Genomic DNA, 16,496 nt, shown 5'->3' on the forward strand with positions numbered 1-16,496 from the left:
ACGCGAATCGAGGTTATGGAGCAAGTAACATCTTATCAAAACACGAAAAACTGTTAGTAAAGACTAATAATTGTGCTGTTTATGTTTGGCTAGCTGGAAAAGATCTTGACAAGTCTATATACACCATGTGGCATCGGTGATGAAAAGCGTGATTTCTGTCCTGAATCAAGATTATTTTTCTTCAACCTATACTATATATACCCATTTAACTTGAAGATACTGGTTTTAAATAAATTATGCCCGTAAAATCTGACTGTTTTTGTTACCCTTATCATTGAAGATAATATCTTATAGCTACGCAAAAAATGGCCGTTTATTTTAAATCCTCACTTATATTTTGGTGGAGAATTTCTTGAAAATTTTTCCTGATTTTTTTGTTACAGGTGGCTATTATCAATGCAACTGTGTTCATCATTTTTTTAATGTCACTCTCCAAGAAAAAGCAAATAAACTTTTTTCTGGTAATGAAATTTGCATCTTCAAGTTAAGTGGGTATATATTATTGCACGATTGAGAGTAATAATATTTTTATTGATTGTATATATTTTAATACCCAAGAATGTAAACTAATTAAATAATTCTATTTATTATAAGTAAAATAATTTTAAACCTGTATCTTGAAGTAGGGAAATAAAATGGCTCCAATGATTATAAAATAAATTAGGGTTTAAGTATTTTTAATCTGAGATTCTATTGCTATTTATGAGGATAGTAAATGGAGTTAATAAAAATAGAATGTCCTATTCCAATTTATCTGACTAATTATTATTTCATAACGTTAACATTATCACTATTCATCGGGCTATTGTATTTAAAGCCTGATAAAAAGTACTGTTTAAATATCTTGATCCATGTTTTATGCATGAGTTGTATTGCTCTCCAGTCAAATGAAAAAAGTAAGAAAAAATATTTTTGATGATCCCACAGATTGATCATTTTCAAACAACTAACAGATTCGTTGAGGTAATAAATGAAAGATAACATTGCTACAGTGGCAAATAGTTTTAACTGTGAAGCGTTTTCTGAAATAAATACCCTTCAATCACTCACACCCAGTGAACTATTTTGGTATCAGCGTATTACCGCGTTGCAACCCCTCCAGTTACCTTTCGACATTCCCCATAAGATTGCTGAACCCCGTTGGGCAATCAGCCGTTGGCAGTCCCCGTCTCCCCAAAGTGGTCAAGAAGAGCCATGGCGAATAGTGTTGCAGGCATTTGTTATCTATCTTGCGCGTCTGACTCAGCAGCCGACATACCAAATCGGCTGGGGGGTGGCATTAAACGATAACCGGGCAAATCTGGCCTCAGTGGTGCCCATGGACATTGCAGTGGCATTGGATCAGCCGTGGTGTGGGGTAGCTGACACGGTTGATGATGAACTTGCCCGACTAGCGCAACACCAGACATTCAGTTATGACCGCCTTTCTCATTTACCTTCATTGTACGCCATCCCTGAATTAAGCACTCACTATCCGTGGTCGATAGCGGTTTCTGTGATACAGGATGACAGACAGTGTGATCAAAAAGCATCGGGTGAATTGCTGACACTTCAGATAAATGAGCAGGGCGGTTTCCGTTGGATCTATGATGAAAATCGCCTGAGTGCGGAAGTGATTGCGCGCATGGATGACCACTTACAGGCATTGTTGATATCAAAAGAAAGAAGTGATGACATCCCTATCGGGCAGCTTAATTTGTTGCCGGAGGCGGAACGGACATTGCTATTGGAAACCTGGAACCTGACTGAAACCCTTTATCCTGAAGCCTTGTGTATTCATCAGTGGTTTGAGCAACAGGTTCAAAAGACCCCACAGGCTACGGCTCTGGAGTATCAGGGGCAAACACTGAGTTATACCGAATTAAACGCCCGCGCTAACCGACTGGCCCATCAATTGATTGAGCAGGGAATTGAACCAGAACAACGGGTCGTCATTTGTGTGGCCCGCTCACCGGCCATGGTGGTGTCCCTCTTGGCGGTACTGAAAGCGGGTGGTGCTTATGTACCGCTGGATATCACCTACCCGGCAGAGCGTCTGGCGTATGTCCTCAACGACAGTGCCCCATCCGTAATATTGGCGGATGACACCGGACAGTCCATATTAGGTGATGAAGTACTGGCCGAGTTGACCGTTCTTGACCCGACGATGCAGCCTGATCAACCGGACAGTAATCCACAGGTTCCAACGTTAACGCCACAGCATCTGGCCTATGTGATTTACACCTCCGGCTCGACCGGCACGCCAAAAGGGGTGATGGTAGAGCATCAGGCGATCTATCAACGTACTCTGGGCGTCAATGAACGGTATGGCGTGACGGCGCAGGATCGGGTATTGCAGTTTGCGGCGTTTGCCTTTGATGTCGCGGTTGAGGAGTGTTTCTCCTCATTATGTTATGGCGCCACGCTGGTGATCCGCGATAATAGCTGGCTGGATTCAATGACAGAATTTATCGCCTTAGCCCGGGAAAACCGTATTACGGTGATGTTGCTGCCCACGTTATTCTGGTCTGAGCTGGCCGCCAGAGAGCCGGGATTAGCACTGCCTGACTCGCTCAGACTGATCATTATTGGCAGCGAGGCCGTGCAGAAAAAAGCCCTTCAGGACTGGTTTGCCCAAGTGGGACACCGCCCCCGGTTATTAAATGCTTATGGCCCGACGGAAAATACAGTCACCGCCACCTGTCAAGAAGTTTTCTCCCCCGACGATGATCGTTCCATCGGCCGACCACTCAAAAATACCCGCATTTACTTATTGGACAGTAACGGACAACCTGTACCGCTAGGCTGTGCAGGGGAAATCTATATTGGTGGGGTGGGGGTAGCGCGGGGGTATCTGAACCAGCCAATTTTAAGTGAAGAACGTTTTATCCCCGACCCCTTTAGCTCCGTATCAGGTGCCCGAATGTATCGTACTGGGGATGTGGCCCGTTACCTGCCGGACGGTAACCTGGAGTTTCTGGGCCGTAATGACCAGCAGGTAAAAATCCGCGGCTTCCGTGTCGAATTGGGGGAAATTGAAACCCGCTTGCTGGAGCATCCAGCAGTGAATCAGGCAGCAGTGCTGGCACGGGATGACGGGCAAAGTAGGCGGTTAGTGGCTTATATCGTGACAGAAACTGTGATGGCGGAAGAAAATGACGAGTGGGTAAACAGCTTGCGTACTCATTTGAGTGCTCTTTTGCCGGATTATATGATGCCGGCAGCCTTTATGCGTCTGGACAGCTTCCCGCAAACTCCGAACGGCAAACTGGATCGCCGGGCATTACCTGCACCGGGCGAAGAAGCGTTTGTCCGACAGGCTTATGAAGCCCCGCAAGGGAGAGAGGAAACGATACTGGCGACAGTCTGGGGTGAGTTATTGGGCATTGAGCCGATCAGCCGCCATGACAGCTTTTTTGCATTGGGTGGTCACTCCCTGCTCGCGATGCGCATGATTGAATACCTGCGTCAGCAGGGGTTGGCGCTGGCGGCGAGTGATTTATTCCGATCGCCCGTGTTATCCGATCTGGCGAAAATGTTGGGACAGCATCAGACCATCGAAATCCCGCCCAATGTGATTACTCCTGTAACACAGCAACTGACCCCAGCGATGTTGCCGTTGGTGGATTTAACCCAGGCAGATATTGACCATATTGTTGAACAAGTGCCGGGTGGGCTAGCGAATATTCAGGATATCTACGCCTTATCGCCATTGCAGGACGGTATTTTATTCCACCATTTATTGGCTCAGGAAGGCGATCCGTATCTGTTGACCGTCCAGATGATTTTTGCTGATCGGTCTTTATTGGATCGTTATCTGGCAGTGATGCAACGGATAGTCGACCGGCACGATATTTTACGCACCGCCTTTATCTGGCAAGGGATATCGGTTCCGGCGCAGGTGGTCTGCCGTCATGCCTCCTTATCCGTCACAGAGCTGACGCTGGAGCCGGCTAACGGCCCGGTCATTGATCAGTTAAGCCAGCGTTTTGATCCGCGCCATTATCGTCTTGATCTGGATCAGGCTCCGCTCCTGCATTTTGTGGTGGCGCAGGAAACGGATGGCCGCTGGTTCTTGCTGGAATTGCACCATCACCTGATTGGTGACCATGAAGCGCTGGAAATGATGCACCGTGAAGTGCAGTTGTACCTGACAGGGCAAGAGGAAAGCCTGCCTGTACCGGTGCCATTCCGCAATCTGGTGGCTCAGTCCTGGTTGGGGATGAGTCAGGAAGCCGATACCGCTTTCTTTACTGAAATGTTAGCCGAGGTGGAAGAGCCGACGCTGCCGTTTGGTTTGACAGAGGTGCATCGTGATGGTTCACAGGTGACGGAATCTCACCAAATGTTAACGCCTGAGCTGAATAATCGCTTGCGCAGTCAGGCCCGGCAGTTGGGAGTCAGTCTGGCGGCTTTGTGTCATCTGGCTTGGGCTCAGGTGTTGTCACGGGTCTGCGGACAGGAAAAAGTGGTATTCGGCACCGTGTTGTTTGGACGCATGACCGGAGGCGAAGGAACAGGGAGTGGGATGGGGCTGTTTATTAATACCTTACCGTTACGGCTGGATATGGATGACATACCGGTACGGGACAGCGTGCAGGCCGCCCATCGCCGGCTGGCGGGATTATTAGCCCATGAACATGCTTCTCTGGCGCTGGCGCAGCAGTGTAGCGGCGTTGACCGTGGTACACCCCTCTTTAGTGCTTTGTTGAATTACCGCCACAATGTCTTATTGGGTATGTCTGGTGAACTGGTCAGTGGGATTGAGTTTGTTGGTGAACAGGAACGAACCAACTACCCCTTTGTACTGTCAGTGGAAGATCTTGGTGACGCGTTGGGGTTGACGGCGCAGGTCGTGCAGCCGTTTGAGCCGACGAGAATATGCGGTTATATGCAGCAGGCGCTGGAAAGTCTGGTGGGCGCGCTGGAACAGGCGCCGGAAACCCCGGTACGGCAGTTGAACATCCTGCCGGAAGCAGAACGTACACTGTTATTAAGCACCTGGAATACAACGGAAACTGCCTACCCTGAGGCCTTGTGTATTCACCAGTGGTTTGAACAGCAGGTGGCGAAAACCCCGCAGGCCACGGCACTGGTCTATGAAAACCAGACCCTCAGTTATGCGGAATTAAATGTCCGGGCTAACCGGCTGGCGCATCAGTTAATGGCTCTGGGCATTGAACCGGAGCAACGGGTTGCCATTTGTGTGGCACGCTCCCCGGCCATGGTGGTCGGGGTGTTGGCTGTCTTAAAAGCGGGCGGAGCCTATGTACCGCTGGATCCGGCTTATCCGGGAGAGCGTCTGGCTGACAATCTGAGGGATACGGCACCGGCAGTGGTGCTGGCAGACAGTCTCGGCCGGTCAGCATTGGGCGAGCATGTATTGGCAGAACGAAACGTGCTCGACCCGAATACCCCGTTCAACCAGCCGGATAGTAATCCGCAGATACTGGTATTGACTTCACGCCATCTGGCGTACGTGATTTACACCTCCGGTTCGACCGGCACCCCGAAAGGGGTGATGGTTGAACATCGTGGGTTAGTCAACCTGATTCAGGAGAAAATCACGCAATTTGCGATTGGGGCGGAGAGCCGGGTATTGCAGTTTGCTTCATTGAGCTTTGATGCCAGTGTCTGGGAAATGATGATGGCACTGTGCAGCGGTGCCGCGCTGGCTATTCCCGCCGGCCATGTGCGTCAGAACCCGACCGCTTTATGGCATTACCTGGAAGCTCAGGCGATAACACATGCTTGTCTGCCCCCGGCTCTGCTTCATGACCGGGCGGATATACCGGCATTAACGGTCAAACCCACCCTGATATTGGGGGGCGAAGCGCCCAGTACAGCGTTAATCCAGGCGCTGTGTGGCCGGGTCACTCTGTTCAATGCCTATGGCCCGACCGAGATAACGGTGTGTGCCACGGTCTGGCCGTGTCCGTCAGACTATACCGATACCGGGGTGCCTATCGGGCGTCCAACGGCGAATACTCAGATTTATTTGCTGGATGAGTATGGTCAGCCCGTGCCACTGGGGGCTGTGGGTGAGCTGTATATTGGCGGAGTGGGGGTGGCGCGGGGTTACCTGAACCGGCCTGAATTAACGGCTGAACGTTTCCTTGTTGATCCGTTCAGTGATAGCCCGGATGCGCGGATGTACCGGAGCGGGGACTTAGCCCGTTACCGGCCGGACGGTAATCTGGAATTTCTCGGCCGTAATGATCAGCAGGTGAAAATCCGCGGTTTCCGCATTGAACCGGGGGAAATTGAAGCCCGGTTAGCTGAGCACTCAGTGGTGCGTGAATCGGTAGTGTTGGCGCAGGGAGAAGGGCAGGATAGGCGGCTGGTGGCCTATGTGGTAACAGAAACGGTAGAAACAGAAACGAAGGCGGTGGAAGCGGATGAAGGGCTGGCGAACAGCCTGCGTGTCCACCTGAGTGCCCGGTTGCCGGATTATATGGTGCCGGCCGCTTTCGTCCGTCTGGATGCGTTTCCCTTGACGCCGAACGGTAAGCTGGATCGCCGGGCACTGCCGGCACCGGACAATCAGGCCTTTGCCCGGCGAGCCTATGAAGCCCCGCAGGGTGAAACAGAAAACGCGTTGGCAGCGATTTGGCGGGAAGTTTTAGGAATTGAATCGATCAGCCGGCATGATAATTTCTTTGCGCTGGGTGGCCATTCACTGCTGGCGGTACGAGTAATGAATCGGCTAGCGGCGTTGGGGATCGAATTGCCGCTGCCTGTGCTGTTTAGCACGCCTTCTTTGGCGGCTCTGGCTGAGGCAGTGCAGGCCCGGATTGATAAACAAGATAATGTAGTGTCGGCCATTATGCCCGTCTCCCGTGAGGGCATACTGCCATTGTCATTCGCGCAACAGCGTTTGTGGTTCCTGACTCAGTTTGAAGGTGTCAGTGAAACGTATCATATTCCCATTGCGCTACGTTTGCGTGGTCAATTGGATATCGTGGTCTGGCAGCAGGCACTGAATACGTTATTTGCCCGCCATGAAGCGCTGCGCTCGGTCTTTGTTTCCGTTGATGGTCAGCCTCAGATCCGCCTGCTGGCGGCGGACCATGGGTTGTCATGGGTTCAGCATGATCTGCGTAGACACCCGGATGCCGAAGTGGAACTGGAACGACTGTGCGCGGAAGAAATGTCGGCGCCATTTGAGCTCAACCGTGGCCCGCTTATTCGTGCAATGCTTATCCGGCTGGCGGATGACGACTATCAGTTTTTGCTGACCCAACATCATATTGTGTCCGATGGTTGGTCAGTTAATGTGCTGATACAGGAACTAAGCACACTCTATACAGCGTTGCTGGACGGACAGCCGGATCCTTTAGCACCGCTGGCAATTCAATATCCTGATTATGCGGTCTGGCAGCGTCAATGGCTTTCTGCTGATCGTATTCAGGTGCAGTCTGATTATTGGCGTACTATGTTGGCTGACGCCCCTGTTTTGCTGGATCTGCCGACAGACCGGCCACGACCGTCTGAGCAGTCGTTTGTTGGACACGTTTTACCCATCAATTTGGATGCGGAATTAACGAGCGCATTGAAACGCTTGAGTGCGCAGCACGGTGTCACCTTATTTATGACGCTGTTATCCGCCTGGACGGTGGTCTTATCGCGTTTATCCGGCCAAACGGACATCATGATTGGCACCCCCAGTGCCGGCCGTAACCGTCAGGAAGTGGAACCGTTGATTGGCTTCTTTGTCAATACGCTGGCGTTACGCATGGGCGTTTCGGGTGAGTTGACGGTAGCGGAATTGCTGGCACAGGTCCGGGAAACTGCGTTAGGGGCACAGGCGCATCAGGATTTACCGTTTGAGCAAGTGGTGGAAATCGTACAACTGACACGTCGGCTGGATCATACGCCCCTGTTTCAGGTCATGTTCTCTTGGGAGAACAATGAACATACCGACTGGACATTGCCGGGGCTGACCGTGTCACCGGCTGATCAAGATGTTGAGATTGTCAAATTTGATCTCGAACTGGGGCTGTTTGAAGAGAATGACAAGATTGCCGGTGAGTTAAGTTATGCCACCGCCCTGTTTGATCAAACGACCATGGAACGACACATTGACTATTTGCATACGGTATTGCAAGCCATGGTGGCTAACGCCCAACGGCGGATCGGGGACATTGATATCCTGACATCGGCAGAGCGCCAGTTGTTGCTGAAAACTTGGAACGCCACGGAAACCCCTTATCCTGACGCCTTGTGTATTCATCAGTTATTTGAGCAGCAGGCAGAGAAAAACCCGGAGGCCATGGCACTGGAGTATCAGGGACAAACGCTCAGTTACGCAGAATTAAATGCCCGGGCTAACCGACTGGCCCATCAGTTGATTGCATTGGGTGTTGAACCGGATCAACGGGTCGCCATTTGTGTGACACGCTCACCGGCCATGGTGGTGTCATTGTTGGCGGTCCTGAAAGCGGGGGGCGCTTATGTGCCGTTGGATATCACTTATCCGGCAGAGCGGCTGGCCTATATCCTCAACGACAGCGTTCCATCCGTCATCTTAGCGGATAACACTGGACAGGCCATATTGGGTGACGAGGTACTGGCTGAATTAACCGTACTGGACCCGACGATGCCGCCGGATCAACCGGACAGTAACCCACAGGTTTCAACGTTAACACCCCAGCATCTGGCCTACGTGATTTACACCTCCGGCTCGACCGGCACGCCGAAAGGGGTGATGGTGGAACATCAGGCGATTTATCACCGTACGCTGGGTGTTAATGAACGGTATGGTGTGACGGCGCAGGACCGGGTATTGCAGTTTGCGGCGTTTGCCTTTGATGTCGCTGTCGAGGAATGTTTCTCCTCATTATGTTATGGCGCCACGCTGGTGATCCGTGATGATAGCTGGCTGGCCTCCATGGCAGAATTTATTACCTTAACCCGCGAAAACCGTATTACGGTGCTGTTCCTGCCAACATTATTCTGGTCTGAACTGGCTGCCAGAGAGCCGGGATTAGTGCTGCCGGACGCGCTCCGGCTGGTTATCATCGGCAGTGAAGCTGTACAGAAAAAAGCCCTTCAGGACTGGTTTGCCCAGGGCGGTCACCGTCCCCGGTTATTAAATGCTTATGGCCCAACGGAAAATACCGTCACCGCCACCTGCCAGACCGTTGTCTCCCCTGAGGATGACCGTTCCATCGGCCGGCCGCTCAGCAATACCCGTATTTACCTGCTGGACAGCCACGGTCAACCGGTGCCGTTAGGCAGTGTGGGGGAAATCTATATCGGTGGCGTGGGGGTGGCGCGGGGGTATCTGAACCAGCCGATCTTAAGTGAAGAACGTTTTATTTCCGATCCCTTTAGTCCGGTATCGGATGCCCGGATGTACCGTACCGGGGATATGGCCCGTTACCGGCCAGACGGCAGTCTGGAATTCCTCGGCCGCAATGACCAGCAGGTAAAAATCCGCGGCTTCCGTGTCGAATTGGGGGAAATTGAAACCCGCTTGCTGGAACACCCTGCGGTGCGTGAGGCGGCGGTACTGGCCCGGGAGGACGGGCAGGATAAACGGCTGGTAGCCTATGTCGTGGCGAAAACTAGGGTAGCAGAAGCAGATGAAACGTTGGTTAACAATCTGCGTACCCATCTAAGTGTTGTTTTGCCGGATTATATGGTGCCGGCCGCGTTTGTGCGGCTGGACAGTTTCCCGCAGACCCCGAATGGTAAGCTGGATCGCCGGGCCCTGCCGGCCCCGGACGGAGAAGCCTTTGCCCGGCAGGCGTATGAAGCCCCGCAGGGGGCAACCGAAATGACGCTGGCAGCGATTTGGGGGGAATTACTGGGCATTGAGTCGATCAGCCGCCATGACAGTTTCTTTGCGTTGGGCGGTCACTCTCTGCTTGCCGTACGCATGGTTGAACGCCTGCGTCAGCAGGGGGTAGCACTGACGGTACGGGATTTGTTCCGGTCGCCCGTATTATCCGATCTGGCGAAAATGTTGGGACAGCATCGAGTTATTGAAGTCCCACCCAATGTTATTACCCCCGCGACACAGCAACTGACCCCGGCGATGTTGCCGTTGGTGGATTTAACCCAGGCAGATATTGACCATATTATTGAACAAGTGCCGGGTGGAGTAGAAAATATTCAGGATATTTACGCCTTATCGCCATTGCAGGACGGTATTTTGTTCCACCATTTATTGGCACAGGAAGGGGATACGTATCTGTTGAGTGGTCAGATGGCGTTTGCTGACCGTGCGTTGCTGGATCGTTATCTGGCAACGATGCAACGGATAGTCGACCGGCACGATATTTTACGTACCGCCTTTGTCTGGCAAGGGATATCGGTGCCGGTACAGGTGGTCTGGCGTCATGCCCCCTTGTCAGTGACCGAGCTAACGCTGGATCCGGCTGATGGCCCGGTCATTGACCAGTTAAGCCGCCGTTTTGATCCGCGTCATTATCGTCTTGACCTGGGTCAGGCGCCGTTACTGCACTTTGTGGTGGCGCAGGAAACCGATGGCCGTTGGTTCTTGCTGGAATTGCACCATCACCTGATTGGCGACCATGAAACGCTGGAAGTGATGCACCGTGAAGTGCAGGCCTGCCTGGCAGGGAAAGAGGCAAGCCTGCCTGTACCAGTACCGTTCCGCAATCTGGTGGCGCAGGTCCGGTTGGGCGTGAGTCAGGCAGCCCACACCCGTTTCTTTACCGACATGCTGGCGGAAGTGGCGGAGCCGACGCTGCCTTTCGGGCTGGCGGATGTCCATCTGGATGGATCGCAGGAAAGAGAATTTTTCCAGCTACTGACACCGGAACTGAATGACCGTTTGCGCCATCAGGCCCGGCAGCAAGGAGTGAGTCTGGCGGCTTTGTGTCATCTGGCCTGGGCACAGGTGTTGGCGCGCAGCAGTGGACAGGAAAAAGTGGTATTCGGCACCGTGTTGTTTGGGCGGATGACCGGCGGCGAAGGGACAGAGGGGGGAATGGGTTTGTTTATTAATACTCTGCCGTTACGGCTGGATATTGATGACACCCCGGTACAAGACAGCGTACAGGCCGCCCATCGCCGGCTGGCAGGATTATTAGTCCATGAGCATGCGTCATTGGCGCTGGCGCAACAGTGTAGCGGGATTGAACGCGGTACGCCGCTCTTTAGCGCCCTGCTCAATTACCGACACAATAGTCTCTCAGCGTCGTCGGATGAACCATTTGAAGGCATTGAATTTTTAGATGGAAAGGAACGCACCAACTACCCCTTTGGGTTGTCGGTGGAAGATTTTGGTAACGCGCTGGGATTGACGGCAAGTGTGGTGCCGCCATTTGAGCCAGAGCGAATATGGGGCTATATGCAGCAGGCACTGGAAAGTCTGGTGGACGCACTGGAGCACACCCCGGCTATGCCAGTGCGGGCATTGGACATTCTGCCGGAAGCAGAGCGTACCTTATTATTAACCACCTGGAACAGGACGGAGACCCCTTATCCTGCGGCGTTGTGTATTCATCAATGGTTTGAACAGCAGGCAGAGAAAACGCCAGAGGCCATAGCGCTGGAATATCAGGGACAAACCCTCAGTTACGCAGAATTAAATGCCCGGGCTAACCGACTGGCCCATCAGTTGATTGCATTGGGTGTTGAACCGGATCAACGGGTCGCCATTTGCGTGGCACGCTCACCGATCATGGTGGTGTCATTGTTGGCGGTACTGAAAGCCGGTGGCGCCTATGTGCCACTCGACACAACCTATCCGGCAGAGCGTCTGACTTATATCCTGAGTGACAGTGCCCCATCCGTGGTAGTGGCAGACCGAACCGGGCAGGCCGCACTGAGTGACAAGGTATTGGCCGGGCTGACGGTACTGGACCCGACGGTGCCGCTGGTTCAACCGGACAGTAACCCACAGGTTTCGATGTTAACGCCACAGCATCTGGCCTACGTGATTTACACCTCCGGCTCGACCGGCACGCCGAAAGGGGTGATGGTGGAACATCAGGCGATTTATCAGCGTACGCTGGGGGTGAATGAACGGTATGGCGTGACGGCACAGGATCGGGTATTGCAGTTTGCGGCGTTTGCCTTTGATGTCGCCGTCGAGGAATGTTTCTCGTCACTCTGTAACGGAGCCACGCTGGTGATCCGCGATGATAGCTGGCTGGCTTCTATATCAGAATTTATTGCTTTAGCCCGGGAAAACCGTATCACGGTGCTGCTCCTGCCCACGTTATTCTGGTCTGAATTGGCGGGCAGAGATAAAGGGTTAGCGCTGCCTGACGCGCTCAGACTGATGATTATTGGCAGTGAGGCCGTCCAGAAAAAAGCCCTTCAGGACTGGTTTGCCCAGGCCGGCCACCGTCCCCGGTTATTAAACGCCTATGGCCCGACAGAAAATACCGTTACGGCTACCTGTCAAGAAGTTTTCTCCCCAAACGATGACCGTGTTATCGGTCGGCCACTTAAAAATACCCGCATTTACCTGCTGGACAGCCACGGGCAACCGGTGCCGTTAGGTGGTGTGGGGGAAATCTATATTGGTGGCGTTGGGGTGGCGCGGGGGTATCTGAACCAGCCGATCTTAAGTGAAGAACGTTTTATTTCCGATCCCTTTAGTCAGGTATCGGATGCCCGGATGTACCGTACCGGGGATATGGCTCGTTATCTGCCGGACGGTAACCTGGAGTTTCTGGGCCGTAATGATCAGCAGGTGAAAATTCGCGGTTTCCGGATTGAACCGGGAGAAATTGAAACCCGCTTGCTGGAATACCCGGCGGTGCAGGAGGCGGTCGTGCTGGCACGGGATGACGGACAAGGTAAACGGCTGGTGGCCTATGTCGTGGCGGAAACTGGGGTAGCAGAAGCAGATGAAACGCTGGTTAACAATCTGCGTACCCATCTAAGTGTTGTTTTGCCGGATTATATGGTGCCGGCCGCGTTTGTGCGGCTGGACAGTTTCCCGCAGACCCCGAATGGTAAGCTGGATCGCCGGGCGCTGCCGGCCCCGGACGGAGAAGCCTTTGCCCGGCAGGCGTATGAAGCCCCACAGGGGGCAACCGAAATGACGCTGGCAGCGATTTGGGGGGAATTACTGGGCATTGAGTCGATCAGCCGCCATGACAGTTTCTTTGCGTTGGGCGGTCACTCCCTGCTTGCCGTGCGCATGATTGAGCGCCTGCGTCAGCAGGGGTTGGCCCTGATGGCACGGGAGTTGTTCCGGTCGCCGGTGTTGTCCGATCTGGCGAAAATGTTGGGGCAGCATCAGACCATCGAAATCCCGCCCAACGTGATTACTCCCGCAACACAGCAACTGACCCCGGCGATGTTACCGCTGGTGGATTTAACCCAGGCAGATATTGACCATATTGTCAGACAGGTGCCGGGGGGGGTAGAAAATATTCAGGATATCTACGCCTTATCGCCGTTGCAGGACGGGATTTTGTTCCACCATTTGCTGGTACGGGAAGGAGATACGTATCTGTTAAGTGGTCAGATGGCGTTTGCTGACCGGTCTTTGCTGGATCGTTATCTGGCAGCAATGCAACGGATAGTCGACCGGCACGATATTTTACGTACTGCCTTTATCTGGCAAGGGATATCAGTGCCAGTGCAGGTTGTCTGGCGTCATGCCTCCTTATCCGTAACAGAGCTGACGCTGGATCCGGCTGACGGCCCAGTCATCGACCAGTTAAGCCGACGTTTTGATCGCAGTCATTATCGTCTTGACCTGGGTCAGGCGCCGTTACTGCACTTTGTGGTGGCACAGGAAACCGATGGCCGCTGGTTCTTACTGGAATTACATCATCATATGATTGGCGACCATGAAACGGTGGAAGTAATGCACCGTGAAGTGCAGGCCTGCCTGACAGGGCAAGAGGCAAGCCTGCCTGCGCCGGTGCCGTTCCGTAATCTGGTGGCGCAGGTCCGGTTGGGGGTGAGTCAGGCAGCCCATACCCGTTTCTTTACTGAAATGTTAGCGGACGTGGCGGAGCCAACCTTGCCATTCGGGCTGGCGGACGTCCATCTTGATGGATCGCAGGAAAGAGAATTTTACCAGCTACTGACACCGGAACTGAATGACCGTTTGCGCCATCAGGCCCGGCAGCAAGGAGTGAGTCTGGCGGCTTTGTGTCATCTGGCCTGGGCACAGGTGTTGGCGCGCAGCAGTGGACAGGAAAAAGTGGTATTCGGCACCGTACTGTTTGGACGCATGGCTGCGGGAGAAGGGGCAGGCAATGGCATGGGCCTGTTTATTAATACTTTACCGTTGCGGTTAGATATGGATGACACCCCGGTACAGGACAGCGTACAAACCGCTCATCGCCGGCTGGCGGGATTATTAACCCATGAGCATGCGTCACTGGCGCTGGCCCAACAGTGTAGCGGGGTTGAACGTGGCACTCCGCTCTTTAGTGCTCTGTTAAATTATCGGCACAATACGCTCTCAGCGCCGTCGGATGAACCATTGGCAGGCATTGAATTTTTAGACGGAGAGGAAGGAACCAACTACCCCTTTGGGTTGTCGGTGGAAGATTTTGGTGACGCGTTGGGATTGACGGCAAGTGTGGTGCTGCCGTTTGAGCCGGAGCGGATATGCGGCTATATGCAGCAGGCGCTGGAAAGTCTGGTGGACGCACTGGAGCACACCCCGGCTATGCCTGTGCGGGAATTGGACATCCTGCCGCAAGCGGAGCGTACCTTATTATTAACCACCTGGAACACAACGGAGACCCCTTATCCTCCTGCGGCGTTATGTATTCATCAATGGTTTGAACAGCAGGTACAAAACACCCCGCAGGCCATAGCGCTGGAATATCAGGGACAAACGCTCAGTTACGCAGAATTAAATGCCCGGGCTAACCGGCTGGCGCATCAGTTGATTGAGTCAGGGGTCGGGCCGGAGCAACGGGTCGCCATTTGCGTGGCCCGCTCACCGGCCATGGTGGTGTCCCTCTTGGCCGTCCTGAAAGCGGGGGGGGCCTATGTGCCACTCGACACAACCTATCCGGCAGAGCGTCTGACTTATATCCTGAGTGACAGTGCCCCATCCGTGGTAGTGGCAGACCGAACCGGGCAGGCCGCACTGAGTGACAAGGTATTGGCCGGGCTGACGGTACTGGACCCGACGATGCCGCCAGATCAACCGGACAGTAACCCACAGGTTTCAACGTTAACACCCCAGCATCTGGCCTATGTGATTTACACCTCCGGCTCGACTGGCACGCCGAAAGGGGTGATGGTGGAACATCAGGCGATTTATCAACGTACGCTAGGGGTGAATGAACGGTATGGCGTGACGGCACAAGATCGAGTATTGCAGTTTGCGGCGTTTGCCTTTGATGTTGCCGTCGAGGAATGTTTCTCGTCACTCTGTAACGGAGCCACGCTGGTTATTCGTGATGATAGCTGGCTGGCGTCCATACCGGAATTTATTACCTTAACCGGCGAAAACCGTATCACGGTGCTGTTCCTGCCCACGTTATTCTGGTCTGAACTGGCGGGCAGAGACAAAGGGTTAGCGCTGCCTGACGCGCTCAGACTGATGATTATTGGTAGCGAGGCCGTGCAGAAAAAAGCCCTTCAGGACTGGTTTGCCCAGGGCGGTCACCGTCCCCGGTTATTAAACGCCTACGGTCCGACAGAAAATACCGTCACCGCCACCTGTCAGACCGTTGTCTCCCCTGAGGATGACCGTTCCATCGGTCGGCCGCTCAGCAATACCCGCATTTATCTGCTGGACAGCCACGGGCAACCGGTGCCGTTAGGCAGTGTGGGGGAAATCTATATTGGTGGCGTGGGGGTGGCACGAGGTTATCTGAACCAACCCATTTTAAGTGAAGAACGTTTTATTCCTGACCCCTTTAGCCCTGTCTTGGGTGCCCGGATGTACCGTACCGGGGATATGGCTCGTTACCTGCCGAACGGTAGTCTGGAATTCTTTGGCCGTAATGACCAGCAGGTGAAAATTCGTGGTTTCCGTATAGAACCGGGGGAAATTGAAACCCGCTTGCTGGAACACCCGGCGGTGCAGGAGGCGGTTGTGTTGGCATTAGATGACGGGCAGGGTAAACGGTTGGTGGCCTATATCGTCGCGGCAGCAGATGAAGCGTTGGTCAACAACCTGCGTACTCACCTGAGTGCAATTTTACCGGATTATATGGTGCCGGCGGCCTTTGTGTGTCTGGACAGCTTCCCACAAACCCCGAATGGTAAACTGGATCGCCGGGCGCTGCCGGCCCCGGATGGAGAAGCCTTTGCCCGGCAGATTTATGAAGCCCCACACGGAGAAATGGAAATCGCATTGGCGGCGATTTGGCGGGAAGTCTTAGGGATTGAACAGATCAGCCGGCATGATAATTTCTTTGCCCTGGGCGGTCATTCATTGCTGGCGATGCAGGTAATGAACCGGATAGCAGTTTTAGGGGGAGAGTTGCCACTGAGTGAACTGTTTAGCTCCCCTTCTTTGGCGGCCCTGGCTGAAAAACTCCATATTCGGTTTGATCAACAAATCACATTGCCTCCTATCCTGCCTGTCTCCCGTGAGGGGGGAC

The 16,496-nt window shown here is 53.3% G+C and carries 1 pseudogene; it reads left to right on the forward strand.

The window, feature by feature from the left end:
• Positions 1–1,624: 1,624 nt before the first annotated feature.
• Positions 1,625–16,432 (forward strand): annotated as a pseudogene (locus Xbud_RS06350) (amino acid adenylation domain-containing protein); the annotation flags it as partial.
• Between the last annotated feature and the right edge of the window lie 64 nt (positions 16,433–16,496).

The organism is Xenorhabdus budapestensis, assembly GCF_002632465.1.
Taxonomy (GTDB): Bacteria; Pseudomonadota; Gammaproteobacteria; order Enterobacterales; family Enterobacteriaceae; genus Xenorhabdus; species Xenorhabdus budapestensis.